General features: G+C 64.3%; 21 protein-coding genes and 1 pseudogene. 12 read left to right on the top strand and 10 right to left on the bottom strand.

From position 1 onward, the window contains the following. Positions 1 to 291 precede the first annotated feature (291 nt). On the top strand, positions 292 to 1,995 hold the full coding sequence (locus H7A19_11435; GenBank protein MCP5475438.1) for an SLC13 family permease: 1,704 nt from the start codon (positions 292 to 294) through the stop codon (positions 1,993 to 1,995). A 526-nt stretch (positions 1,996 to 2,521) separates the two neighbouring features. Here the strand turns inward: H7A19_11435 and H7A19_11430 are convergent. Next, a pseudogene (locus H7A19_11430) lies at positions 2,522 to 2,923 on the bottom strand (Rieske (2Fe-2S) protein). 22 nt (positions 2,924 to 2,945) lie between these two features. On the opposite strand from H7A19_11430, the gene H7A19_11425 reads away from it, so the two are divergent. Beyond that, complete coding sequence (locus tag H7A19_11425; protein MCP5475437.1) at positions 2,946 to 3,242, top strand: hypothetical protein; 297 nt, start codon at positions 2,946 to 2,948, stop codon at positions 3,240 to 3,242. Positions 3,243 to 3,595: 353 nt separating this feature from the next. On the opposite strand, the gene H7A19_11420 is transcribed toward H7A19_11425, so the two are convergent. Together H7A19_11420 and H7A19_11415 are read right to left on the bottom strand one after the other, a co-directional pair. Next, positions 3,596 to 3,865, bottom strand: a complete 270-nt coding sequence (locus H7A19_11420; GenBank protein MCP5475436.1) for an N-acetyltransferase — start codon at positions 3,863 to 3,865, stop codon at positions 3,596 to 3,598. Between the two features lie 18 nt (positions 3,866 to 3,883). Beyond that, positions 3,884 to 4,930, bottom strand: coding sequence for an NAD(P)/FAD-dependent oxidoreductase (locus tag H7A19_11415; GenBank protein ID MCP5475435.1), 1,047 nt, complete (start codon positions 4,928 to 4,930; stop codon positions 3,884 to 3,886). Between the two features lie 213 nt (positions 4,931 to 5,143). Between H7A19_11415 and H7A19_11410 the strand changes: the two genes are divergently transcribed. The 3 genes from H7A19_11410 to H7A19_11400 are packed head-to-tail and all read left to right on the top strand — an operon-like array spanning position 5,144 to position 7,115. Next, positions 5,144 to 6,232 (top strand): hypothetical protein, encoded by a 1,089-nt coding sequence (locus H7A19_11410; GenBank protein ID MCP5475434.1) that lies wholly within the window; start codon positions 5,144 to 5,146, stop codon positions 6,230 to 6,232. Further along, positions 6,229 to 6,708 carry a YiiD C-terminal domain-containing protein gene (locus H7A19_11405; GenBank protein MCP5475433.1) on the top strand — a complete coding sequence of 160 codons (480 nt, stop codon included), beginning with the start codon at positions 6,229 to 6,231 and terminating at the stop codon, positions 6,706 to 6,708. Before H7A19_11410 ends, H7A19_11405 begins: the two co-directional genes overlap by 4 nt. Before the next feature lie 5 nt (positions 6,709 to 6,713). Then, on the top strand, positions 6,714 to 7,115 hold the full coding sequence (locus H7A19_11400) for a hypothetical protein (GenBank protein MCP5475432.1): 402 nt from the start codon (positions 6,714 to 6,716) through the stop codon (positions 7,113 to 7,115). 59 nt (positions 7,116 to 7,174) lie between these two features. On the opposite strand, the gene H7A19_11395 is transcribed toward H7A19_11400, so the two are convergent. After that, on the bottom strand, positions 7,175 to 7,546 hold the full coding sequence (locus H7A19_11395; GenBank protein ID MCP5475431.1) for a VOC family protein: 372 nt from the start codon (positions 7,544 to 7,546) through the stop codon (positions 7,175 to 7,177). 163 nt (positions 7,547 to 7,709) lie between these two features. Between H7A19_11395 and H7A19_11390 the strand changes: the two genes are divergently transcribed. Next, positions 7,710 to 9,092, top strand: a complete 1,383-nt coding sequence (locus H7A19_11390) for a cysteine--tRNA ligase (protein ID MCP5475430.1) — start codon at positions 7,710 to 7,712, stop codon at positions 9,090 to 9,092. 437 nt (positions 9,093 to 9,529) lie between these two features. Here the strand turns inward: H7A19_11390 and H7A19_11385 are convergent, their stop codons facing one another. The 5 genes from H7A19_11385 to H7A19_11365 form a co-directional block, all read right to left on the bottom strand. Further along, positions 9,530 to 10,471 carry a response regulator gene (locus H7A19_11385; protein MCP5475429.1) on the bottom strand — a complete coding sequence of 314 codons (942 nt, stop codon included), beginning with the start codon at positions 10,469 to 10,471 and terminating at the stop codon, positions 9,530 to 9,532. Between the two features lie 7 nt (positions 10,472 to 10,478). Continuing rightward, the gene (locus H7A19_11380; GenBank protein MCP5475428.1) at positions 10,479 to 11,453 is read right to left on the bottom strand and encodes a hypothetical protein; all 975 of its coding nucleotides are present in this window, start codon (positions 11,451 to 11,453) and stop codon (positions 10,479 to 10,481) included. A gap of 264 nt (positions 11,454 to 11,717) precedes the next feature. Beyond that, positions 11,718 to 12,617: a lipase family protein gene (locus H7A19_11375; GenBank protein ID MCP5475427.1), complete on the bottom strand. Its 900-nt coding sequence runs from the start codon at positions 12,615 to 12,617 to the stop codon at positions 11,718 to 11,720. 89 nt (positions 12,618 to 12,706) lie between these two features. Further along, the gene (locus tag H7A19_11370; protein MCP5475426.1) at positions 12,707 to 13,195 is read right to left on the bottom strand and encodes an 8-oxo-dGTP diphosphatase; all 489 of its coding nucleotides are present in this window, start codon (positions 13,193 to 13,195) and stop codon (positions 12,707 to 12,709) included. Positions 13,196 to 13,201: 6 nt separating this feature from the next. Next, entirely contained in the window at positions 13,202 to 15,064 is a 1,863-nt protein-coding gene (locus H7A19_11365) for a hypothetical protein (GenBank protein ID MCP5475425.1), read from the bottom strand. 476 nt (positions 15,065 to 15,540) lie between these two features. Here H7A19_11365 and H7A19_11360 point away from each other — a divergent pair, with 476 nt between their 5' ends. Both H7A19_11360 and H7A19_11355 read left to right on the top strand, forming a co-directional pair. Continuing rightward, positions 15,541 to 17,019: a peptidoglycan DD-metalloendopeptidase family protein gene (locus tag H7A19_11360; GenBank protein ID MCP5475424.1), complete on the top strand. Its 1,479-nt coding sequence runs from the start codon at positions 15,541 to 15,543 to the stop codon at positions 17,017 to 17,019. Between the two features lie 9 nt (positions 17,020 to 17,028). Further along, a complete protein-coding gene (locus H7A19_11355; GenBank protein MCP5475423.1) occupies positions 17,029 to 18,147 on the top strand; it encodes an anhydro-N-acetylmuramic acid kinase in 1,119 nt (372 codons plus the stop codon). A 179-nt stretch (positions 18,148 to 18,326) separates the two neighbouring features. Here the strand turns inward: H7A19_11355 and H7A19_11350 are convergent, their stop codons facing one another. Then, positions 18,327 to 20,489 (bottom strand): endonuclease, encoded by a 2,163-nt coding sequence (locus tag H7A19_11350; GenBank protein MCP5475422.1) that lies wholly within the window; start codon positions 20,487 to 20,489, stop codon positions 18,327 to 18,329. A gap of 186 nt (positions 20,490 to 20,675) precedes the next feature. Between H7A19_11350 and H7A19_11345 the strand changes: the two genes are divergently transcribed. Genes H7A19_11345 through H7A19_11330 form a run of 4 tightly spaced genes read left to right on the top strand, consistent with a single transcriptional unit; the run spans position 20,676 to position 24,007 of the window. Next, positions 20,676 to 21,758: a DegT/DnrJ/EryC1/StrS family aminotransferase gene (locus tag H7A19_11345; protein MCP5475421.1), complete on the top strand. Its 1,083-nt coding sequence runs from the start codon at positions 20,676 to 20,678 to the stop codon at positions 21,756 to 21,758. Then, positions 21,745 to 22,695 carry a glycosyltransferase family 2 protein gene (locus H7A19_11340; protein ID MCP5475420.1) on the top strand — a complete coding sequence of 317 codons (951 nt, stop codon included), beginning with the start codon at positions 21,745 to 21,747 and terminating at the stop codon, positions 22,693 to 22,695. Before H7A19_11345 ends, H7A19_11340 begins: the two co-directional genes overlap by 14 nt. Further along, a complete protein-coding gene (locus H7A19_11335) occupies positions 22,692 to 23,624 on the top strand; it encodes a WxcM-like domain-containing protein (GenBank protein MCP5475419.1) in 933 nt (310 codons plus the stop codon). The genes H7A19_11340 and H7A19_11335 overlap by 4 nt, the downstream gene beginning before the upstream one ends. Beyond that, positions 23,624 to 24,007: a GtrA family protein gene (locus H7A19_11330; GenBank protein ID MCP5475418.1), complete on the top strand. Its 384-nt coding sequence runs from the start codon at positions 23,624 to 23,626 to the stop codon at positions 24,005 to 24,007. The genes H7A19_11335 and H7A19_11330 overlap by 1 nt, the downstream gene beginning before the upstream one ends. The last annotated feature ends 4 nt before the right edge of the window (positions 24,008 to 24,011 follow it).

Genomic DNA, 24,011 nt, shown 5'->3' with positions numbered 1-24,011 from the left:
AGCGCGGAGACGAGCATCCGTCCTGTTGGTGTTTGGCCTTTCTCCGTGGCCTCCGCGCCTCCCCGGGTGCGCCTTCGGCTTACCCGGGCTACTCTTTGCGTTCTCCGCGATCCTCGGCGTTCTCAGCGTTGGCGCTTCTTTCCGCCAAAGGGCCCGCGCCGTTGGCCACATGCCCCGCCATTGCCCTGAACAAGGCGCAAGCTCGGGTGCGATAGGGGTACTTTTGGGTTTAACAACATCTTAATATCGGGAATCGGCTTTCCCCGCCGTCGAGGAGATTCCCGAGCAGAGATGGATGGTGCGCTGACACTTTCCTTCGACATGGCCCTGGTCCTGGGCATTCTGTGCCTGACGGTGGTGCTCTTCGTCCGTGAGTGGGTCTCGGCGGATGTGGCGGGGCTGGTGATTCTGGTGGTGCTGGGCCTGACCCAGCTGGTGCCAGTCGATCGCCTTTTCGATGGATTTGCCTCCAACGCCGTGATGTCGATTCTCGCGGTGATGGTGCTCGGTGCCGGACTCGATCGCACCGGGGTCATGGGGCACGCCGCCAGTCTGGTGTTGAAACTGTCGCGCGGCAATGAAAAACATCTGGTGGTGGCACTGTCGCTGGTCGCCGGCAGCACCAGCGCCTTCATGCAGAATCCGGCCGTCGTGGCATTGTTCCTGCCGGTGGCCAGCCGAATTGCCGCGCGCACCGGTTATCCGCTGTCGCATCTGCTGATGCCGATGGGTTTCTGCGTGGTGCTGGGTGGCAGCATGAGCATGGTCGGCAGCTCGCCCATGATCCTGCTGAATGATTTGCTGCTGGCGGCCAACCGCAACCTGCCCTCGGGTGCGGAATCGTTGCGCGCGCTGCCCCTGTTTGCGGTACTGCCGGTGGGACTGGCGCTGTTCCTGTCGGGGATCGCCTATTTCCGCTTCTTCGGCAGTCGCTTGCTGACCTCCCAGGATGACCGCCTGCCGGTCACGCCGGGCACCACCGAAAGCTACTTCGAACAGGTCTACGGCATCCGCGGTGAGGTCTACGAGCTGACGGTAGAAGCCGGCAGTGCCTTGATCGGCCAGAGCATCCAGGAAGCAGAGACGCTGTCGGGTGCGCCGTTGATTCTGGCGATCAAGGACAATCAGGGCGTGCGCGTGGCGCCGGCCGGCGATCAGCTGCTCTCGCAGAGCACCGTGATCGGAGCACTGGGGCCACCGGAGACAGTGGAGCGCTTTGCCAGCGAGTACGGCCTGTCACTGGCGCCGAATGTGCGACAGTTGGAGGAGGCCTTCAACCCGGCCCGATCCGGCATTTCCGAGGCGGTGATTCCCCCCGGCTCGCGCTTCGTCGGCAAGACCGTGGGCGAGTTGCGCCTGCGCAAGCGCTATGGCATCAGCCCGCTGGCTCTGACCCGCGGCGAGGAGGTCTACCGCGAGGATATCCGGCGCATCGAAGTGCGCCCCGGTGACTGTCTGGTGTTCCACGGCGGTTGGCCGGAGCTGGCTGAACACGCGCACGAAAAGGATTTCGTCGTGGTCACCGACTATCCCCAGGACGAGCAGCGGCCGCAGAAACTGTGGTTCGCGGTGAGTTTCTTCGCGCTCGGCTTCACGCTGGCGCTGGCCGGGCATTTCCCGCTGCCGGTGGCCCTGCTCGGCGGGGCGGTCGGCATGCTGCTGACCGGCGTGATCAGCATGGACGAGGCCTACAAGGCGATCAGCTGGAAGTCGATCTTCGTGCTGGCCTGCCTGATTCCACTCGGCAATGCCGTCGACAGCACCGGCACTGCGGCCTGGATCTCGCAGGAGGCCTTCGTCTACCTCGGCGGCTGGCCGATCTGGCTGCTGCAGTTCGCCGTGGCCATTCTGACGGCGATGGCGGCGATGGCGATTTCGCAGGTCGGCGCCGCCGTGCTGATGGTGCCGATGGCCATCAACCTGGCGCTGGCCGCGAATGCCAGTCCGCTGGAATTCGCACTGATCGCCGCCCTGGGCGCGTCAACAACTTCCTGACCGCGAGCAACCCGGTCAATTCGCTGATCAGCGGCCCGGGTGGGCTACCGCGCAGGCACTTCTGCGGATCGCCTGCCGCTACGCTGTTGTTCGCCATTGTTCAGTGCTGATGGTGACGTGGTGGTTTTAGGGGCGCACGAGGGCACGAGGAGCACGAGGGCGAGAGGGGCACGCAAGACCAACAGCTTGCCTCTATGCTGCCTTTGCGTGCCCTCGTGCCAGGCTCGTGCCTCAGTTCCCTCAATGCCCGTGCCCTCGTGCCCTGTGCCCTCCAGAGCACCTTCGATTCGCGAACAGGCACGCCGCAGGGGCGTCCGAGATGTTCGCCGAACATGCCGAAAGGCACTGATCAAAGCCATTTGTCCGCAAAGGACGCCAAGGACGCAGAGAAGGGCAAGTGCCCTCAATAGTGAAGGCGCCCCGGTTCATCCCGAGCAGATTCGATAATTGCTGTCCTTGCCCTTCGCGTCCTTTGCGGACAGAAAATGCTTTCGAGTCACGATCAGCGGCGAACCTCAGGTTCTCATTAGTCCGGCGAGCCCGACCTACGAATCCGCACTCCCGCCAGATGGACCGCATCGCCTTCGATCGAAATTGCCACCCGCCGCAGGGGATTCACCGCGGCAGGGGCCGCTGATGCAATAGCCGTCTTCGGGACGGAAAGCGGCGCCGTGGCGGCGCAGACCAGTTGGCCGTGGGCATAGAGGAAGCGTCCCGGCGCCCAGTTCAGTGGCCGGCCGGCGTGCGGACAGACGTTCAGATAGGCGTGCACCTGATCACCGCTGCGCAGCAGCACCAGCGTGGCACCCTCGGGTTCACGCGGATCGGCACACTCCATGGCGCTGCCTTCGGCCAGATCCGACAGGGCACACAGTTTCTCGCTCACTGCTTCACTCCCGCTTAAAGCTTGGTCCTGCACACTATCCATATCCGACACTCTGGAGTCGATCTTGAATCAACCTCTGCTTGGCGGTTCCGTCCCCTGGACCCAGCGCCTGATCGCCGCCGTCTTCTGGCTGCTGGGGCTGGCCATGGTCGGCGCTGTGCTGGTGTTCGGTTTCTTTGTCGGTGCCGCGCTGCTGGGTATTGCGGCGGTCGGCGGATTGATTGCCTGGGCGCGACTGCGCTGGGGCAAGCCGATCATCCCCGGCGTCGCCAAACCCACCGCTCCGGGCACCCGGCAGCGCAGCGGCGAAACCATCATCGACGCCGAGTATGTGGTGATCAGGCGCGATCAGCGGCCGTAGGCGGTGGGCCGGCGCCTCATCGCACCGTGTCGATCGTGCCGAGTTTTTTGGTCTGCAGCTTTGACAAGCCGGGGCAGGGGGCAGGGGGCAGGGGTCCAGGATAGCGGTGCCAACGGACGGTGCGGCGAATCTGGAGGTTCGTCACTCACTGATCAGGTTTGATCATCGCATCGCTGCCTTTTGTAAGAGCAATAATTGGCGCGCATGCGAGCGTTCAAACCAGGAACAGGGCGACAGTGTCCATGCACGACGCAGATTCTCATCGTGCGCCGAGGTCGGGCCCCTGCCCCCCGCCCCTCCTACAGGACTCAGGACATCAACGGAAAGCCGCACGCCCCGTCGGCGCGGCATTTCTAGCTCCCCGCCGGATGCTTCTCCAGCCAGGTCGCGACATAGCTGCAACTGCCGATCACGCGCCAGCCCTGCTGTCGGGCGTAATTCACCGCATACGCTACCAACTCGCCAGCCAGGCCCCGCCCGCGCAGCTGCGCCGGCGTGTAGGTGTGGACGAAATCGATGACTTCGGGGGCGAGCATTCGATATTCGACGAAGGCGTCGGCGCCGTCGGCGGTGACCACGAACCGCCGACGCTCGGGCTGATGCAGGATCTCGAGTTCGCTCATCACGACCGTCTCCGCCTGCTAGATCGCCGACAGCTCAACCGCCGGACTGACGCCCAGGCGCTGGTGCATGATCGGACTGGTGGTGGTGTACTGCAAATGGACCTTGGCCCCCGGATTCAGGCGCGCCTTGATCGCGAAGGCTGCCAGCGCCGCTTCATGGAAACCGCACAGGATCAGCTTCTTCTTGCCCGGATAGGTATTGATGTCACCCACGGCGTAGATGCCCGGGATGTTGGTTTCGAAGCGCTCGGTATCGACCTGGATCTGGTTCTTGTCGATGCCCAGGCCCCAGGTGGCGATCGGCCCGAGCTTGGGCGAGAGGCCGTAGAAAGCCAGCAGATGATCGAACCCGACCACTCGCGTGACGGCATCGGCTGCGATCACGCTGATCGCCTTGAGCCCGTCGCCTTCGGTCTTGATGCCAGTGACATTGCCGATCATCAGCTGCATCTGCTGCTCGTCGCACAGGGCGCGCATCTTGGCGACCGAAGCCGGCGCCGCACGGAATTCGTTGGAGCGATGGATCAGCAGCACGCTTTGGGCAATGGGTTTCAACGCCAGCACCCAATCCAGCGCCGAGTCACCGCCGCCAAGAATGACCAGATCCTTGCCGCGGAACTGCTCGGGATTCTTCACCGAATAATGGATCTGGCGGCCTTCGAAGGCGTCGGCGCCGGCAACGGGAACCTTGCGCGGCTGGAAGGCGCCAAGGCCTGCGGCCACGATCACCGCCCGGGTGACAAAGCGCGTGCCCTTGCTGGTGATGACCTCGAACTGGCTGTCATCGAGCTTGCGCACCTCGGCCACTTCCTGATCCAGATGGAACTCCGGATGGAAGGGCGCAATCTGCTGCATCAGGTTGTCGGTGAGCTCCTTGCCGGTGCACACCGGGACTGCCGGGATATCGTAGATCGGCTTGTCCGGATACAACTCGATGCACTGGCCCCCGGCGACCGGCAGGGCGTCAATGACGTGCGCCTTGATGCCAAGCAGGCCGAGTTCGAATACCTGGAACAGGCCCACCGGGCCGGCTCCGACGATGACAACATCCGTATCAATGGTCATGTTTTCATTCCTTTGAATTCTGCTTTCGACGCTGACCGCGGGGAGAGCTCTGGCGGTCGAGGCGCCCGATTCTAGCGGCGGACGCGTGAGTGCGCCTTGATCATGGACCAATGTCTACCAGTCTCGGTCGAGCGGTCGAGCCTGAGTGATCCCGGCACGCTTGCATCGCGCCGGCTTGCGCGAGTAGCGTGCGGGTGCACAGGGGAGTGAGACATGCGCACCAACAGTCTGGATGTCTGCATACAGGGCAGCCAGCTCAAGGGCAATGGCGAGCCTCAGGGATCGCCGCTGGATCGCGAGGATGCGCCGCAACTGACGCGCGAGATCGAAGCTCTATGCGCCACGCTGCGCTGCCCGAAACCGCAGCGCACCGTGTTCACGGCCGAGTTCTCTCTGCGCCTTTACCGCCATCGCGGCTGGTTGGGGCCCACGCGCAAGCGCACGCTGGCCTTGGGCTGGCCGATTCTGCACCTGCTCGATGCCGATGAGCTGCGAGCCGCGCTGGCCTTGGCGCTGCTGGGCGAGAGCGTGGGTATCGGATTGAGTGCCGCCGGTGCTGGCGACGGACGAGTCGCCGAGCTGTTGGGGACGCCGCTGTTGCTGCGCACGCTGACTCGACTGCTGGCGGCCGAGTACGTGGGGGCAGAGCACTGGTTTGCCGGGTTCAACCAGGATGCCCGGCAACAGCCCGAGCCACCGGCGGGAGCCTTCGACCAGTTGCGTCAGCGGATACTGGCCTGTGGTCGAGCTGGCTGGCAGCCTGCGCTGGCGCGGGCGCTGCAGGAGCCGGCTGCCGGCGCCCGGATACTGGTCCTGGGCGAGCCCGTGCTGGAGGGTGGCAGCCATCGCACGGCGGCGTCGGCCTGGCTCTGGGAAGGCATGATCGGCCGCTTGTGGACTGCTCTGGAGTCGCCCTTCGTGGCCCTGCTGAGCCCGAGCTGGTCGGCCCGCCACCGAGCCCAGAGCGCGGCCCGCTCGCGGGTGCGCGAACTGGAGGAACGGCGCCGCCAGGGTCGTATCGAGATGCCCGAACTGGTGGAACTGGCGCGCACGGTGGAGCAACTGGCGGGTGCTCGCGCCGCCTATCCCTTGTATCGGCAGGCCTATGCCAGCCAACGCAGCCCGCAGCTGGCGCTGGCGCTGGCTCGAACCATGGCCGCAGTCGACCTGCCGCAGGCGCGCATCGCCCTTGCTCACCTCGCGGGCAGCAGCCATGCTCTGGCCTCCGAAGCCGAGCACTTGCTGCGTGCGCTGCCCGATGTCACCCAGACTGGCGAGCCGGCGTCGGAGCACCCATCATGAACAGGACCGCCGACATCACGCCTGAGCAATTTCTGGAAGAGGAACTGCTGCGCACCATTCCGCTGACACGGGCGATGCAGCTGCGAGTGCACGCATTCACCGGCCTTGGCCTCGAACTGCGTGCGCCTCTGGTGCCCAATATCAATGACAAGGGTTGTGCATTCGGTGGCAGCATGGCCAGCCTGATGACACTGGCCTGCTGGGGTCTCGCGCGTCTGGCGCTGCGCGAGTGCAATGCCGAACCCGATATCTACGTGCAGGATTCACAGATCGAGTATCTGGCGCCGGTCTGGGGCGATCTTGCCGTACACGCACTCGCCGCGCCGGGCCACAGGCTGGCAGACTTTGTCGAGATGCAGGCGCAGCGCGGCAAGGCCAGGATCACCTTGCTGGCAAACATCGATTGGGATGGTCAGACTGCGGCCAGGATGACTGCCCGTTTTGTAGCCAAGCGACGACAGGAGAACACCGAATGAGCCCCATGCGTACGCGCCTGATGCTGATCATGTTGCTGGCACTGCTGCTGGGCGCTTGCGCTTCGGCGGCACGCAAGGATGGCCTGCGCTCGCGCCTTTACAACTACGCCTCGGCCATCCGCTGGAATGAGATCGAGCAGGCGGCAGCCTTTGTCGATCCCGCCGTCATGCAGGAGCATCCCTTCACCGATGCCGATCGCGCCCGCTGGGCCGAGGTCCAGGTGTCCCGTTACTACGAGGGTCCGCAGGGGGTGGATGCGGATGGCAAGGTCACGCAGACGGTGCAGATCGAACTGATCGACCGGGCCACGCAAACCGTACGCAGCATCGTCGACCGCCAGCGCTGGCGCTACGACGATGCAGCGGAAATCTGGTGGCTGGAAACCGGCTTGCCCAAGCTCGACTGATTGCCTTGGGCCGGCTGGCTGGTCGCCGGCGAACTGCCGGCAACCGGTGGCAAGCAGACCTACTTGCCCATGCAGAACACGTTGAGCTTGTTGCCGTCCAGATCGCGGAAATAGCCGGCGTAGAAGGTGTCGCCACGCGGCCCGGCAGCGCCTTCGTCCTTGCCGCCGAGCTCCAGTGCCTTGGCGTGCAGGGCATCGACCTTGTCTCGGCTGTCGACCACCAGCGCAATCATCATGCCATTGCCCACAGTCGCCGGTTGACCGTCGAAAGGCTTGATGACGCCGAGTGCCGGCTGCGCAGGTGATACGGCCCAGGCAATGAAGCGCTCGCCTTCCATGTAGCGCTTGGCGCCGATGCTGCCCAGCAGCGCATCGTAGAAGGCCGCAGCGCGGTTGATGTCGTTGGTGCCGAGGGTGACGTATCCGATCATGGTTGACTCCTGGCTGGATGGGATGTGCAGTGTGCTCGGGCTCCGAAGCGCCGACAAGGGCCGATTGGGCGCTGTTCAGGGCGAAATCCGCCACATTCGCTTGGTGCATTGCACCATGGTGCGCTGCTAGATTCATCGATCCCGGATCAAAAGCCCTGAAACCATGGATCTGCACCTCTACAACACCCTCACTCGCCAGTTGGAGCGCTTCACGCCCGCGCGTCCCGATCGGGTGACGATGTATGTGTGTGGACCCACGGTCTACAACTACGCACATATCGGCAATGCCCGGCCGTACACGGTGTTCGGCGTTCTCGCCAAACTGCTGCGCGACCAGTTCGCGCATCTGGACTACGCCCGCAACATCACTGACGTCGACGACAAGATCAACGCCGCGGCGGCCGAGCGTGGAGTCGGCATCGATGTGGTCACGGCGCAGTACACCGAGGCCTTTCATGAAGACATGGCTGCGGTTGGTGTGGTCGGCGAATTTGCGCCCAACCTGGAACCGCGGGCGACGGCCCATATTCCCGGCATCATTCGCATGTGCGAGCGCCTGATCGCCTCGGGCCACGCCTACGCCGCCGAAGGCCATGTGCTGTTCAATGTCGACACCTACGAGGGCTATGGCCGGCTGTCGCGGCGTACGGTCAAGGAAATGATCGCCGGCGCCCGTGTCGATGTGGCACCTTACAAGCGCAATCCCGCCGACTTCGTGCTCTGGAAGCCATCGACAGCGGATCTGCCGGGTTGGGAAAGCCCATGGGGACGCGGCCGGCCGGGCTGGCATATCGAGTGCTCGGTGATGGCCGAGGAGCACCTCGGTCAGACCATCGACATCCATGCCGGCGGCGCCGATCTCAAGTTTCCACATCACGAGAACGAGATTGCCCAGAGCGTCTGCGCCCATGGCGGCGCCGAGTTCGCCAGGCTGTGGATGCACAACGGCTTTGTCACCATCGAAGGCCGCAAGATGTCCAAATCGCTGGGCAATGTGCTGCTGATCAAGAATCTGCGCGAGCAGGCACCGGCCGAAGCCCTGCGTTACCTGCTGCTCAACGCCCACTACCGACAGCCGCTGGACTGGTCGGAGTCGGCGCTGAAACAGGCCAAGACCACGCTCGACCGACTCTACGGCGCGCTGCGCGATCTGGAGGACGTGGATGCCTCAGGTGTGACCGTGGAGGCCGACAACGTCAAAGCTGCGCTGGCCGATGATCTCGGCACGCCGCAGGCATTGGCGGCCCTGAGCGAGCTGTCTCGCGATGTGCAGAAAGCGGAAGGCCCGGCGGCAAGGGCCAGCGCCAAGGCCCGCCTGCTGGCGGCCGGCTCCTGGTTGGGATTGCTGCAGCAGACGCCGCAGGATTGGTTCCAGAGTGGCAAGGCCAGCATCGACGTGCCCCGAATCGAAGCGCTGATGGCCGAACGCCAGCAAGTCCGCGAACGCCGCGACTTTGCCCGCGCCGACGCCATTCGCAACGAGCTGACCGAACTTGGCGTGGTCATTGAGGACACCCCGCAGGGGGCGCGCTGGAAGCTGTTGTAGCTGGGGCACGGGGTACGGGGCACGGGGTCGCGTCGCGAGACCAGCCCCCGACGGCGTCATTGCGAGCCACCTGTCTCGGCCTGAAACTGCCCACGGGCCATGAACCCGCCGTCGTAGGTCATGTTGTCCGCGTCAGCGGACTACGTGACATCGAGTTGCGTCACGTAGCTCGCTACGCGAGCAACGTGACCTACATCAGCAAATCAACAACTTGCGATATGGGTTCATGGAGAGCGTAGCGAAGCAATCCAGTGATGAACCGCGGTGTTCGAGACGCCCACGCTCCGCCGGCGCCGCGAGCTCCTGTAGGTCCAGATGTGTCTGGACGCTCTTCCCGCACGTGGTCAAGAGTGTCCAGACAAGTCTCGATCTACAAAAGCCGGGAAGCGACGTCAGCTCTGCCTGGTACCGACCACCAACAACCAACACCCAGCGCCTCAATGCGCCCGGGCCATCCCCAGCAGGCGCGAGGGCAGCAGGCGGATGCGCTGCAGCAGATTGCCGGCCAGCCAAGAGGGCAACTGATTGTCGGCGCGTGGGGCGACGACGAAGCGGCGCGCTGCCTGGGGGTTTTGCTTGAGTTGCCAGTAGCGGCCGACGGCGGCATCGACGCTGAGCCTGCAGGAACCCATACGCACCGGCTTCAGCAGCAGCCGGAAAACCTGACCTTCGTTGATCAGATCGATGGCGACATTGGCGTTGGCGCGGTCAGTCACCACCACCGTGGCGATATGCGGGTGGTATTGCTTGAGGGCCTTGATCAGCGCGGTGAAGTCACCATGCTGACCGGCAGTTTCAGAAATGATCACGCCGGTTTCGTGTTGCTCCAGCACCTGCAAGGCACGCTCGGGTGAGGTCACGAAACGCACCTGATAGTGCGGCTGCAGGATCTCGCGCATGCGCTGCTGGGTTTCCGGATCATCTTCGATCACCAGTACACCGACTTCACGCCGGGCCTGCTCGCGATCGAATTCGTCCACCGGCTTGTCGCTGAGTGCCGGGGTCTCGCGCGCAATCCTCGCTGCCTGCTGCACGGTCTCGCGCAGCTCGGTGTTGTCCCAGGGCTTGTTGATGTAGCGGAAGACCTCGCCCTCGTTGACCGAGCCCAGCACCGCACTGAGGTCGGCGTAACCGGTCAACAGCACGCGCATGGTCCGCGGATGTGACAGCCGTACCTCACGCAGCACCTCGATGCCTTGCATCACGGGCATGCGCTGATCGCAGACGATGACGTCAATATCGCGCTCGCTGGCCCAGCGGATGGCCTCGGCCGGATCAGTGGTGATCGAGACATCCATATCGCGAAACAATGCCTTCAAGGCACGCAGAATGCGGGCTTCGTCGTCGATGCAGAGAACTCGAATACGCGCGTCGGTCATTGGATGCTCAGCCGGGCTGCTTCAGCAGCGCATGGTCTATCGGAAAACTAATGGTAAACGCGCTGCCTTTCTTTGCTTCAGTTCGCACCTTGATGTCGCCGCCATGACTTTTGACAATCTTGTGCACAATGGACAGCCCAAGGCCGGTGCCTTCTCCCACCGGTTTGGTGGTGAAGAAGGGGTCGAAGATCTTAGGCAGAACTTTCTCGGGAATGCCGGCGCCCGTATCGGCTATCTCGACCTCTACCTGATCTCCCGCGCGGCGTGAGGTGATGGTCAGCTTGCCGCTGTCGTCCATGGCCTGAGAGGCATTGGTGATCAGATTCAGCAAGACCTGGTTGATCTGTGAGGCCACACCATGGATCTTGGGGATCGGTCCCAGCATCTTCACCACCTCAATGCGATCGCGCAGCTGATGCGCGGCGATCGTCAGCGCGCTCTCGGCACACTCATTGAGGTCCACCAGATCCATTCCGTCCTGGTCTACACGGGCAAAGCCCTTGAGGTTCTTGACCAGATTGGCGATCTGGACCAGTCCGTCGACCGAATCGGTCAGCAGTTCGTCGCCGTCCTTGAGTCGCTCGTCGGTCGCCAGCGCAGCCTTGACCTTGCTCAGCGCCCGGCGCACCGGTTCCACCATCTGCGGTTTGCTGAGGTCGGTGGCCAGCACCATGTCCAGGCCCTTCAGGCATTTCTGCACCAGCTGATGGTGCTCGGTCCAGAGTTCGCGGACCACCTCGACATTGCTCTTGACGAAACCGATCGGGGTGTTCATCTCGTGGGCGACACCGGCAATCATCTGTCCGAGGGAGGCCAGTTTGGTCGTGTGGATGACCTGGGCCTGGGACTGCTGCATGTGTTCCAGCTCGGATTCGAGCTCGATGGCGCGCGCTTGGGCCTTTTTCAGTCGGCCGTGCGTGTAGACGCCGACGCCGGCCAGCGCCAGACAGGCCACACCCAGAATCAGTTCGAAGATGCCCAAACCTCAGTCTCCCGTGATTCACCCGTAGCGATCCGTCAGTCTCGCCGCCGGCAGCAACCCACTGGCGCCTTGGGTCAATCTAACCCAGATTGCAGCATCCTGACTGTCGCAGAATGGCCGAATATTGACAATATGCGTCACCTGCTTTGCCGACTGGTCGACGTTATCGGTCAATCTTTGCGTAAATTGGCTCTGCGAATCGCGACTGCACTCGCAGACGCGGGGGCGCGCAGCCAACGCCCGCGATTCCGCGCCGGATGACTTTCAGCTTGACTGGCAGCCCGAGCGCGGGTCGCTGGCCCAGGCCGCGTTGAAGCACTTGATGGCATAGTGCAGTGGCGCGTGATCCCGCAATTCGATGGGCGTCAGAGCGCCGATGCCGTGACGCAGGTTTCCGGGCAATCGCGACCAGAAACTGCGCACGCTGCGGGCGTAGTTCTGCCAATGGCTGGCATCCAGATGCAACAGCTTGCCCGCATGTCTATACCCCAGCGTCTCCGGCGGCATTTCCGGCACCAGATCGCAGGCGTTGACCACACGCAACAGCGGTAGCCGGGCGAGCGCGGCAGCACACTCGTCATCTCCCACCCGCGGCTGTCCAAAGCTGATGCTGCCAGCCAGTCGTGCACCGGCATCGAGCACGCGCGTTGCCGCCAGCGTGGCCAGTGCGCCGCCGAGACTGTGTCCACACAGCCACCAGCGTCGATCGCCCGTCAGCGCTGGTCGCAGCTGCGGCCAGAGTCCGTCAAGCGCGCGCAGGAATCCACGGTGGACTTCGCCGCCGCCGGACCAACGCACCTTGCGTATCTGCGCGTCTGTCCACCAATCGCGTGCGACGGCACTGATCTTGCGCCAGGAATCACCCGGTTTGAGGGCTTCGGTGCCGCGGAATGCGATCAGGCCCCAGTCGTCGCCAAGCGCGACGTGGGCGGAACTGCCGCTGCTGCGGTCGCGCGCGATCGAGCAATGCCAGCCGTTACTGGCCAGGCAGGACTGAATGCTGCGCGCATGGGCATAGGCCAGCAGCGCGTGCTCAGACAGCCACCAGGCCTGCTGCTGGGCATGCAGTTCCAGCTGCGGGTTGAAGCGGATGCCGCCGGGCGCGTCAAAGTAGCGGTATCCGGCTATGGGCGGATAGAGCGCGGCCAGAGTGGGTGGTGGCAATGGACGGCGCGCTTGCAAGAATCCGGGCCCTGGCGAATGTGCGACTCAAGCTAGTTTCTTCGAGCCTGGCAGCGATAGCCAGTGCTGACTCAGACCCGCGAGTAACGCCAGGACTGCATGCGGCCGTCGCGATAGGGCATGACCCCATGGAATGCGCGGGGGTCATCATCGAAGACCAGCGGCAGGAAGTGGCGGTCGCCATCCCACAGCGGCAGGCTGTGGATTCGGTCGATATCAACCCATTCCAGTCTGCCCTCGGCATTGTGCTCGGGCACGCTGCCCGCAAATTCCGTGATCAGGAACACGAATCCCAACCAATCCTCGCCGTGTTTTCCGAAACCCGGCCAGGAGATGGTGCCCCGCAGGCTGAGCTGCAGGCAGTCGATATTGGCCTCCTCGCGAATCTCCCGGCGCATGCCGCTGACCACGTCCTCATCGGCTTCGAGCTTGCCGCCGAGGCCGTTGTACTTGCCGAGATGAGCGTCATCGGCGCGTGCATTGCGGTGCACCATCAGGACCTGGCGGCGATCAGGCGACAGCACATAGCCCAGCGTCGCCAGTATCGGTGTGTATGGCATCGGTGATCAGCTGTTGTCGGCGCGACGCTTGCCGGAGCGCTGTTGATGTCGTCCGCCGCCATGCTTGCTGCGGGGCTTGCCAGCGCCGCCGGCCGGGCGCCGTCCCGGATCGGCTGCTCGCACCTGCGGGTCGAAGGTCGGGGCGATGTGGTGATCGGCGTAGGTCCAGGCTGGGCGCTCGGTATCGGGCCCAAGCACGCTCCACTGGTCGCGGTAGTCATCGGGTTGGCGCTCGTCGTAGATATTGGCCCGATTCTCGTCGATGACGACCGGTGCAAAGGGATCGCGACGCCCCCGACGGCGACCCTGGCCACCATGGTGCAGTTGTGATGGAGGCGGCGCCGCCAGTGAATTGCCACGCTGCGGTCCGTCACTGTCTTCGTCGGTGTGGACCTCGGGTGCCCGCGGCTGGCGATCGCCCCGCGGTTGCTTTTCGCTGCGCGCGGCGCGGGGGCCACGATCCTTGCGCGCGGGGCGCTGTGCCGCGGCAGGTGGCTGGACTTCCGCCGCAGCCGGCGCTTCGCCGGCGACTGTTGTTTCCGTCGCCGCGGCCACAACGGTGTCGGTACGGACATCGCCGCGGCCGTTGCGATTGCGACGCTCTCGCCGTCCTCGGCCGCTCTTGTCCTTGTGGGGATGGGGGCCGGCAGCGGCATCGCTGCCGCCGGATGCTTCCCGGCTGAGTTCGGGCCTGGGTGGTGGGTCTCGCTCGGGATCGAAGGGCTCGGCCGCTTCGAAGCCCTCCAGAACCAGGATCTGCATGGGGATCGGCAACAAATCGCGCACCGCCCGGAACTGGGGTGACTCCTCCTGTGTGATCAATGACAGCGAAACACCGCTGCCATCCTGGTGCAAGGCGCGGCCCACGCGCTGCAGGTAGTCCTCGGCCACATAGGGCAGGTCGTAGTTGATGATCAGCGGCATCGGCTCCAGCGTCAGCACGCGGGCGGCGATATCGGTGACCACCAATACCGAGACCTCGCCACTCTGGAAGCCGCCGAGTGCGCGGGCGCGGGCGCCCTGGCTCTTGTCGCCATGAATGGCGGCCGCCTTGATACCGCAGCGTTCCAGAAAGCGGGCAATCTTGTCGGCGCCATGCTTGGTGCGGGTGTAGACCAGCACCCGCGAGTTGGCGACGGCAGCGAGTATCTGCTCCAGTACCAGCCGCAGCGCTTCGCGTTTGCGGCCCAGGGCGATGGGGTGCACCCGGTGGATCATCAGGGCCGCGACGGCAGTGGATTCCGCGGAAGGGCCGGTGGCTGGTGTCGACGTGGGGTTGGGTTCGGCATCGACAGCGTTTGTCGGCGCCGGTGCTGCCGTCGGCTTCAAGCTTAGCGTAGCGGTCGGAGCTCTGGCCTCAGAAGTCGAAGCGTCGTCGGTCGAAGGTGCAGCGGCGCTGGTCGGTGCGCTGGTATCGGGGACAGCCTTGGCGCGACTCCGGCTGGCGCGGACCTTCTTGACGGGGGCGCTCGGCAAGTCGGCGCTCACCGCAGGCGCCTCCATCACCGGCGGCGTATCCGTGTCGGGTACAACGGCGGTATCGCCAGGCATGCGCAGATCCAGCGCGACTTGCGGGCTGGTCTCGACCAAAGCAGCCGCCGCTTCCGCCTCGGCCTTGGCTGCCGCCTTCGCTTCGCGTTTCTCCCGCGCTCGCGCCTGCGCTCTCAGCTTGGCTCTGGCCTTGGCTTCGGCCTGCGCCAGCGCCTTGGCTTCCGTCTTGGCCACATAGGCCGCGTAGGCCGCGTCGGTAGGGTTCTCCAGCGCTGCGTCGGTGGTCTGATCGATCGCCTGTGGGCCGGATTCGTTCGAACCCGCATCGTCCGTGCTGGACGGCAACGCAGGCGCCAGCCCGAGTTTGTCGGAACTCATGTAATCGAAATCTCCCTTGTCCTCACTGGCCGTGATCTACGGCGTTGAGGGGTTGGCGTCGCATCTTGCAGTGTGCTGTTTTCGACGCCGGCCAAGCCACGGTTGCGGACAGCGTTCTGAAAACGCGCATCGGTCCGGTCTACGCCTCACAAGTCGGGCGACGTCCGGGCTTCCCGGGAGCTGTGAGCTCCCCAACCAGAAGTTCCGGCGGTCTGGGCATCAAAATGCCGCTTGTCGCGCGTATTCCCAAACTTTACGCCAAGACTCTGCACTTGTCACCAATGTCGGCGCGATTGGTGCGCAGGAAGCAACTGAAATGTGTGGAAATTTTCCCCAATGGAGGTCTGAGTGCCGGCGGATCCTTGGCGGATCTGTTGCGCTCAAGCAACAACTGTGGCGTTAACACCAATTTAAGCTTTGACCGGGGCTCCACAAATGGATATGTTCGCCCCGTTTTCACTCAAGAGTCGACCTGCGTGATCTATCAGCCTGATTGGCAACATCGTCGCAGCTCAGCCCGCAATCAGGCGGTACGTCGTCACTTTCAGCAGCGCCCCGTTCACCTGAAACCGGCGGCGCGTATCCGCCAGGCCATTCTGCGCAGCCTGGAGTTTCTCTGGGCCCGAGGGGCAGATCGTCGCCGACTGACCACAGTCCTCAGCACCGGTGGTCTGGTTGCGCTGGTGGGTTTGGTCATCCTGCCGGTCTTTGCCAGCGTCAACCGTCCCGATCCGATTGCCAGCCAGCTCAATGTTCCGTTGGAATTGCCGGCACCCAGCGAAGCAACCGCCTCGGCCTTGCCGCAGCCCGTCAGCGCGCTGGAATCGGATCTGTATCTGGGCAGCGATGCCGAGGCTGGCTGGCAGGTGGTGACCGTTCGCCGCAACGAGACCCTGGGCAACATCTTTGAAAGGTTGGGCCTGTCGGCAGCACTCATGCACCGTCTGCTTGAGCAGAGCGAGAGCGTTCGTGGCCTGGTTCAGATCCATCCGGGCGATCAGATCGCGTTTCGCATCCCGGCCGACGGTCAGCTCAGCGCCCTGCAGTTCGATCGCAGCGAAAGCGAGCGCATCCTGGTGCAGGTCGATGGCGACAAGGTTCATGAGCGCGTGATCGAGCGCCAGTTGGAGCGTCGCACGCAGTACGGCAGCGCCGTGATCACCAGTTCGCTGTTCGGTGCCGGTTCCGCGGCCGGCATGAGCGATGTGCAGATCATGCGCCTGGCCGAGGTATTCAACTACGACATCGACTTTGCACAGGATCTTCGCGAAGGTGACAGCTTCGCTGTGGTCTACGAATCGATCTACCGTGACGGTGTGCGTCTGCGCGATGGCGACATTCTCGCCGCCGTTTTCGTCAATCAGGGCAAACGCTACGAGGCTTTCCGCTACACCGGTGCCGATGGTCGCAGCGATTTCTACGGTGGCGACGGCCGCAGCCTGCGCAAGGCCTTCATCCGCACGCCCGTCGAGTTTTCACGGATTTCCAGTCGCTTCTCCTCAGCCCGCAAGCACCCCATTCTCGGCCGCGTCCGTGCCCACAAGGGCGTGGACTATGCCGCCCCCAGCGGCACCCCGATTCGCGCCGCCGGCAATGGCAGTGTGTTGTTTGTCGGCAAGCAGAACGGCTACGGCAACGTCATCATCCTGCAGCACGGCAAGGACACCACCACGCTGTACGGCCATATGTCGCGTTTTGCCAAGGGCATTGCCCGTGGCCAGAAGGTTCAGCAGGGCGATCTGATCGGCTACGTGGGCATGACCGGTCTCGCCACCGCACCCCATCTGCACTACGAATTCCGGGTCAAGGGTGTGCACCGCGACCCACTCAGCGTGACGTTGCCCAAGGCCGAGCCGCTCACGGGCACCGAGTTGGCAGCCTTCATGAAAACCCACGCTAGTTACGCCACCGCGCTGACGGTGGTGGAGAACCAGAATCTGGCGCTGCGCCAGTAACCCTCCAGGATGACCGAGCTTTACCTCGGACTGATTTCCGGCACCAGCGCCGACGGCATCGACGTCGCGCTGATGCACTTCGAGCCGCAGACCGGGCTGATCGCGGCACGCACCTACGCCTATCCCAGTGATCTGCGTGAGCGGATCCTGGCGCTGATGCACGCCGAGAGCCTGCCGGTAGACGCCTTCGGTGCCCTCGACATCGAAATCGCCCGCTGCTTTGCCGGCGCTGCTCTGGAATTGTTGCAACAGGCCGGGGTGAAGCCGGCCGAGATTCGCGCGTTGGGTTCGCACGGGCAGACCGTGCGCCATCGCCCCTGGAGCTCGCCGGCCTTCACGCTGCAGATCGGTGATCCCAACACTATCGCGGAGATCTGTGGAATCACCACGGTGGCTGACTTCCGCCGCCGCGACATGGCTGCCGGCGGCCAGGGTGCGCCGCTGGTCTGCGGCCTGCACGCGGCCCTGTTCGCCGACGATCAGGAGCCGCGGGCCATCCTCAATCTGGGCGGCATCGGCAATTACACCTTGTTGCAGCCGACAATGCCCGTGCGCGGATTCGATACGGGGCCAGCCAACTGTCTGCTCGATGGCTGGGCGCTGCGCCATCTGGGGCGCGCCTGCGATCTGGGTGGCGAGTTTGCCGGCAGTGGACAGCCGGATCCGGTGCTGCTGGACGAACTGCTGGGCGATGACTACTTTGCCCGCCCGCTTCCCAAGAGCACCGGTCGCGAACACTTCAATCTGGACTGGCTGGATCAGCGCCTGGCAGCAAACCCGGCGCTGTCACCGGCCGACGTGCAAGCCACGCTGTTGCTGCTGTCGGCACGCAGCATGGCGCGCTCGCTGGCCGAGCACGCGCCCGCCACGCGACGGGTGATCTGCTGTGGCGGGGGTGTCCACAATCCGCAGCTGCTGTCGGCGCTGGAGCGCGAGCTTAAGACCGCGCTGGGGCATCCCTGCGTGCTCGAAACCAGCGCTGTGCATGGGCTGGACCCGGACTTCGTCGAAGCCGCGGCCTTCGCCTGGATGGCGCGTCAGACCCTGAATCGCCAGCCCGGCAATTGCGCCGACGTGACCGGAGCTGCCGGACCGCGGGTGTTGGGCGGCGTCTATTTCGGCGCGTAGCCGCACACCGCCGCTGTCGTAGAGCGGAGCTTGCTCCGCTGCTCCTGCTGGGCTTTGGCGCCTTCCGCATGCCCGTAAAGCCGCACATCCTGCCGAGCAAGCTCGAGCAAGCTCGGTACTACAAAGGCCGCACGCCGATGCGCCCGGCAAGGCGCGCATGTCATGCGCGCCCCTGAGGCCTATTCGAAACCGTTGGCAAACACCGCATCACCGGCGGTGCACTGGTTCTGCCACAGGCAAGCGACCCATTCGGGGTGGTCGATGAAGGGATTGCGGTTGCCCTGGAAGCTGTAGATCACCTCGTTGCGCAGCACTTCTTCGGGCGTGACCGGGTCCTGGATGTGCCATTGCAGCAGCACTGACAGCAGCCCCATGTAGCCGACCGAGGCATTGCCACCGGTGTTGACGATCAGGGACGGGTTGTCGGTCAGCCGCAGATCAGGCTCGGGAGCGCCAGTGACACCGTGGACCCCGCCTTCGTAACGGATGTCCATGTAGAACATGGCCCGGGCCATGTCACCCTTGCGCGCATTCCAGACTTCGTAGAGCACGCCGTTGTACCAGTTGGAGTTGCCCGGATAGGTGCCACTGCCGCCGCCCTGGCCATGATTGGCAACCGTGGGATCCTCGGTGCATCCGGCATTGCAGGTACCGAAGTACTTGTTGCCGCGGTTGCTGTTGTAGCCGGTATCCGACAGGTAGAGCATGTGGGTGTCGGTGTAGGGGTAGTTCAGTGCATTGGGTGCGGCGCCGTCATCATTGTTGCCGAAGCCGAGCGAGTTGGGCCAGGTGTGCTCGCGGTTGTATGCGCCCTGGCCGCCGGTGATCTTGGTGTACGAGGCGTTCTTGTAGACATCCAGAATCTTGCTCGTGTCTTCCGGGTCCTCATCGGCCATGTTCAGGATGGCCCAGGTGTTGGGTGTGCCGGCGGTGTAGGCAAAGCGGGTGTGGTCATCGATCACTTCATGCAGCGTGCTCCGCAGCACCGCGGCATTGCTGGAATCGACGCCGTTGTAATAGTTGCTGGCGGATACTGCGGTGGTGAAACTCCACACATAGTTGCTGGTCAGCGGATCGGGCGTGCCGTCCTGATCCAGAATCAGGGCCGCAGTCAGCGTCACCGTGCACTGTTCCAGCAGTTCGAAGTCCACATCCGGATTCAAGGTGTAGTTGATCGGACCGCCGCTCGCCACCGCCGTGTGGGCGCCCGAATTGGCGCACTGGATGTCGAACCAGCTGCCGCTGGTGCTGACCGCCTCGCTGAAGTTGATCAGAATATTGGCCGCGACCGGCACGTTGGCAACGCCGTTGGCCGGCGTGGTGCTGGTGACCGCAGGCGGGTCGTCGACCGCGATGGTGAAGCTGAACTGGTAGTTGCTGGCCATGGGATCCGGCGTGCCGTCGAGATCAATCACATTGGCCGCGGTGATCGTGGCGGTGCAGCTCTCGCCGAAAACCAGCGCAGCCGGCACCGGGTCCAGCGTACGCGTGGCGCCGCTGCCCGATTCGCTGACCGTGACCGCGCCACTGACGCTGCAACTGAGGGCAAACCAGCCGGGATTGGTGGTCACCGGCTCGCTGAACTGCACACTCAGATTGGTGGCGGGGGCGACGCCGGTGGCGCCATCGGCCGGAACCGTGCTGCTCACCGTCGGTGGCACATCGACCGAACCGGTGGTGCTGGCGATGAAGTTGTCGATACTGAGCAGATCGTCGGCACTGGGGATGTTCGGGTCGACCCAGCGGATCCAGAAGGTCTGGCCCACGCCGATGCTGAGGCCAGGGATGGTGAAACTGATGCTGCTCTGGTTGGCGCTGAGATTACCGTCCAGGGCTCCGGCGCTGGCACCGCTGACCGGCGACACGAAGTCGAGTTCATCCACCTCGGTCCAGGTTCCGTTGCCGAGCGCCGTGGCGTCGGTCGAGATCGCAAAGTTCAGCCGGTCGGCGCTGCCCGAGCCACCGTTGCGCCATTGTTCGCCGGTGTAGCTGATCGTCAGGTTAGCGATGGTGGAGCCGGTCTGGTTGACGAATTGCGCACCCAGCGTGGTCACATTCGAGTTGCTGGCAATACTGCCGAAGGCGCGATCGGTCGAGCCGCTGCCGCCCACGCTGTAGGTATCGCCGCTGTTGGCCGTGCCATCGGTGGCGGTATAACTGGTATTGCCGGAGGACTCGACAAAAGTCCATCCTGCCGGCAGTTGCGACTGGGTGCCGGTGCCGGTCGCCACCAGCGTGTCGAAATTCTCCTGGACCGGCGTGCCAGTCAGAGCGATCTGCGCGTGGGCGCCGGTGGCCATCAGCGCCAGTGCGCAGGCCAGGACATTTCGGAGCTTGGACATGGAGGGCATCGGCGCCAGCAAGGGGGCCGGTATTCTAGGCGCATTCACATGACATTCATTGGCCCGGATTGTTACGCAGTGTGTTTGAGACGCTCGGGCGCCGGGGCCGAGGGCACGGCAAGGCCTGCTGCCTTGCTGTAGATTTCACGCATACCCGGCCCAAGGATTGTCGTGCAAGCGATACGGATGTTTGACTCCCCGCGCGTGCAGGCGCCCTGTCTGGCACTCATGCGCGACGCCATCGACGCGGTGTTGTCCTCCGGTCGTCTGGTGCTGGGGCCGGCGGTCTCCAACTTTGAACAGGCTTTTGCCGACTACATCGGCGTAGCCCATGGTATCGGCGTCGCCAGCGGCAGCGATGCCCTGGAGCTGTCGCTGCGAGCGCTGGATGTGGGTCCGGGCACGACGGTGCTGACCGTGGCCAACGCCGGCGGGTACGCGACCACCGCCATCCGTGCCTGCGGTGCTCGGGCGCGCTATCTGGATGTCAATGCAGACACCCTGCTGGTTGATGACGACGCGCTGGAGCAGGCGCTGGCGGAGCGCCCGCAGGCAGTGGTGCTGACTCATCTGTACGGCCAGATGGCCGACGCCGAGGGCATCGCTGCGCGCTGTCAGCAGCATGGTGTCGCCCTGATCGAGGACTGCGCCCAGGCCCATGGCGCGCAACGGCAGGGCCGCCGCGCTGGCAGCTTTGGCGCACTGGCCTGTTTCAGCTTCTATCCGACCAAGAACCTCGGCGCCATCGGCGATGGCGGCGCCGTGCTCACCGCCGACGAAGCACTGGCCAGTCGCGTGCGCCAGCTGCGCCAGTATGGCTGGTCCGACAAGTACCGAGTGGATCTGGCAGGCGGGCGCAACTCCCGACTGGATGAGCTACAGGCGGCCGTGCTCGGGGTCAAACTGCTGCATCTGGACGCCGAGAACGAACGCCGACGTGCCATCGCCGCACGCTATCAGGGACAGTTGCGCAACCCGCTGATCCGGCTGCTGGCGCGGGCGGCGGGACCAGACGACGTATTTCATCTGGCCGTGCTGCGCTGTGTGCATCGCGATGCCCTGCGTGCCCATTTGGCCGGGCACGGCATCGACAGCGATGTGCACTATCCGATTCCCGACCATTGGCAGGCCGCCTGGCGTGAAGCCACGCCGCCCTCCTTGCCGGTCACCGAAGCAGCTGTGGCGGAAGTGCTCAGCCTGCCTTGCCATCCGGCGCTGAACGACGAGGAGCTCGATCGTGTCATCGAGGCCGTCAATGCCTTCCGTTGACTGTACCGTGGTGATTCCGGTGTACCGCAATGCCGAGAACATTCCGGCCTTGCTCGAGCGCTTGCAGCTGCTCCACCGGCAAACGCCTGGTGGCATCGACGTCATTTGCGTGGTGGATGGCAGTCCAGACTCATCGCACGCGCTGCTGGCGGCGGCACTCCCGGCGCAGGAGCATGCGTCGCAGTTGTTGCTGCTGTCGCGAAATTTCGGGTCCTTCGCTGCGATTCGGGAAGGACTGGCGCATGTGCGTACACCCTATTCGGCGGTGATGGCGGCGGACTTGCAGGAGCCGATCGAGCTGATCTCCGAGTTCTTTGCAGTGCTCCGTGCCGATGGCGCTGACGTGGTGGTCGGTCATCGCGCCGGGCGCCAGGATGCGGCGATGGATCGCTGGGCTTCAGGGCTGTTCTGGTGGTGCTACCGGAAGCTGGTGCAAAAGGAACTGCCTCCAGGAGGAATCGACGTCTTTGGCTGCAATGACGCCTTCAGGCAGCACCTGCTGAGGTTCAACGAAGTACACAGCTCGCTGGTCGGACAGATCCTGTGGCTGGGTTTCCGCCGGCAGGCCCTGCCCTATGTGCGCCAGGCCCGTGAGCACGGCGTCAGCGCCTGGAGCTTCAAGGCCAAGCTCAAGTATCTGATGGACAGCGTATTTGCGTTCTCGGACCTGCCGATCCGGCTGTTCACACTGGCCGGTGGCCTGGGGCTGTCGCTGTCGATGCTGATGGGTCTGGTCGTGCTGGTGGCACGATTGAGCGGCGCCGTGAACGTGCCCGGTTATGCTGCCACGGTATTGACCATACTATTCTTTGCCGGCATCAATCTGTTGGGCCTCGGCATCATCGGGGCCTACGTCTGGCGCGCCTACGAGAACACCAAGGCGCGGCCGCTGGCGGTGTTGATGCATGCCCAGAGCTATCCGGGAGCAAAGCCGTGAGCGCCTTTATCCATCCTCAGGCCCTGTGCGAGAGCGCGGCGGTGGGCGAGGGCACCCGGATCTGGGCCTTTGCCCATGTCCTGCCCGGCGCCCGGCTGGGGCGCGACTGCAATATCTGTGACGGGGTCTTTGTCGAGAACGATGTCATCGTCGGTGATCGGGTGACCGTGAAGTGCGGGGTGCAGCTGTGGGACGGCGTGCGCCTGGAGGACGATGTCTTCGTCGGCCCCAACGCCACTTTCAGCAACGACCGCTTTCCGCGCAGCCGGCAGCGCCCCGAGGCTTTTGCCCAGACCTGGGTGAAGCGAGGAGCCTCCATCGGTGCCAATGCCACGCTGCTGCCCGGAATCACCATCGGCCCCGGCGCCATGGTCGGCGCAGGCGCCGTGGTGCTGCGCTCGGTGCCGGCCAATGCCATCGTGGTCGGCAATCCGGCGCGCATCGTTGGCTATACCCAGACCAGTGCTGTTGAACTCGAGACGGGCAGCCGCACACCGGAGCCGCTGCCGGCCGCCGGGCGAGTCCGCGGCGTCGAACTGCGCCGATTGACCCGGGCTGTGGACATGCGCGGCTCGCTGGCTGCAGGCGAGGTCGGCCGCGAACTGCCCTTCGTGCCGCAGCGCTGCTTCATGGTCTACGACGTGCCCAGTGCCGAAGTTCGTGGTGAACATGCGCATCGCCTATGTGCGCAGTTTCTGGTGTGTGTGCATGGCCAGGTATCGGCCCTGGTCGATGATGGCCGCGAACGCGCCCAGTACCGCCTGGACCGGCCCGATGTCGGGCTCTTCGTGCCGCCGATGATCTGGGGCACGCAGTTTCGTTACAGCGCCGATGCCGTGCTGCTCGTGCTGGCTTCGCATCCCTACGATGCTTCCGACTACATCCGTGACTACGCGGAGTTCCAGGCGCTGCTCGGGGAAGCCGGTTGATGCTCAAGCAGGGGATGCGGTTTCTGGTCATCGGGGCCTTCAATACCTCGATCACCTACGGTCTGTACTGCTTGCTGGTGTTCTGGTGGCATCCGCAGCTGGCCTTTCTCACCGTGTTCTGCATTGGCCTGGCGATGGGCTACTTTCTGCACACGCGGGTGGTGTTTCAGGGCAGACTGGGGCGACGCAAGGCCGTGGGCTACATCGTGGTGCAGCTCGCCATGTATGCGCTCAGCAGCGCCGTCATTCACTTTTCGATGAACGGGCTCGGCGTGGGTCCGCGCACCGCGGGAGCCATCGCCATCGTCATCAATGTGCCGATCTCCTTCCTGCTGAGTCGGCGCATCCTCAGTGACCCGCCTGCCAGCAGCGTGGCCGGTTGATCCG

Source organism: Rhodanobacteraceae bacterium, assembly GCA_024234055.1.
In the GTDB taxonomy this organism is placed as follows: domain Bacteria; phylum Pseudomonadota; class Gammaproteobacteria; order Xanthomonadales; family SZUA-5; genus JADKFD01.
This window is presented reverse-complemented; position numbering and strand designations above follow the sequence as displayed.

Excerpts from the sequence above, each read along its gene's own strand:
- H7A19_11350 (MCP5475422.1), bottom strand. The coding sequence starts at position 20,489 with ATGTCCAAGCTCCGAAATGTCCTGGCCTGCGCACTGGCGCTGATGGCC.
- H7A19_11340 (MCP5475420.1), top strand. The coding sequence starts at position 21,745 with ATGCCTTCCGTTGACTGTACCGTGGTGATTCCGGTGTACCGCAATGCC.
- H7A19_11420 (MCP5475436.1), bottom strand. The coding sequence starts at position 3,865 with ATGAGCGAACTCGAGATCCTGCATCAGCCCGAGCGTCGGCGGTTCGTG.
- H7A19_11330 (MCP5475418.1), top strand. The coding sequence starts at position 23,624 with ATGCTCAAGCAGGGGATGCGGTTTCTGGTCATCGGGGCCTTCAATACC.
- H7A19_11395 (MCP5475431.1), bottom strand. The coding sequence starts at position 7,546 with ATGATCGGATACGTCACCCTCGGCACCAACGACATCAACCGCGCTGCG.
- H7A19_11400 (MCP5475432.1), top strand. The coding sequence starts at position 6,714 with ATGCGTACGCGCCTGATGCTGATCATGTTGCTGGCACTGCTGCTGGGC.
- H7A19_11435 (MCP5475438.1), top strand. The coding sequence starts at position 292 with ATGGATGGTGCGCTGACACTTTCCTTCGACATGGCCCTGGTCCTGGGC.
- H7A19_11355 (MCP5475423.1), top strand. The coding sequence starts at position 17,029 with ATGACCGAGCTTTACCTCGGACTGATTTCCGGCACCAGCGCCGACGGC.
- H7A19_11345 (MCP5475421.1), top strand. The coding sequence starts at position 20,676 with ATGTTTGACTCCCCGCGCGTGCAGGCGCCCTGTCTGGCACTCATGCGC.
- H7A19_11365 (MCP5475425.1), bottom strand. The coding sequence starts at position 15,064 with ATGAGTTCCGACAAACTCGGGCTGGCGCCTGCGTTGCCGTCCAGCACG.
- H7A19_11370 (MCP5475426.1), bottom strand. The coding sequence starts at position 13,195 with ATGCCATACACACCGATACTGGCGACGCTGGGCTATGTGCTGTCGCCT.
- H7A19_11410 (MCP5475434.1), top strand. The coding sequence starts at position 5,144 with ATGCGCACCAACAGTCTGGATGTCTGCATACAGGGCAGCCAGCTCAAG.
- H7A19_11390 (MCP5475430.1), top strand. The coding sequence starts at position 7,710 with ATGGATCTGCACCTCTACAACACCCTCACTCGCCAGTTGGAGCGCTTC.
- H7A19_11385 (MCP5475429.1), bottom strand. The coding sequence starts at position 10,471 with ATGACCGACGCGCGTATTCGAGTTCTCTGCATCGACGACGAAGCCCGC.
- H7A19_11405 (MCP5475433.1), top strand. The coding sequence starts at position 6,229 with ATGAACAGGACCGCCGACATCACGCCTGAGCAATTTCTGGAAGAGGAA.
- H7A19_11415 (MCP5475435.1), bottom strand. The coding sequence starts at position 4,930 with ATGACCATTGATACGGATGTTGTCATCGTCGGAGCCGGCCCGGTGGGC.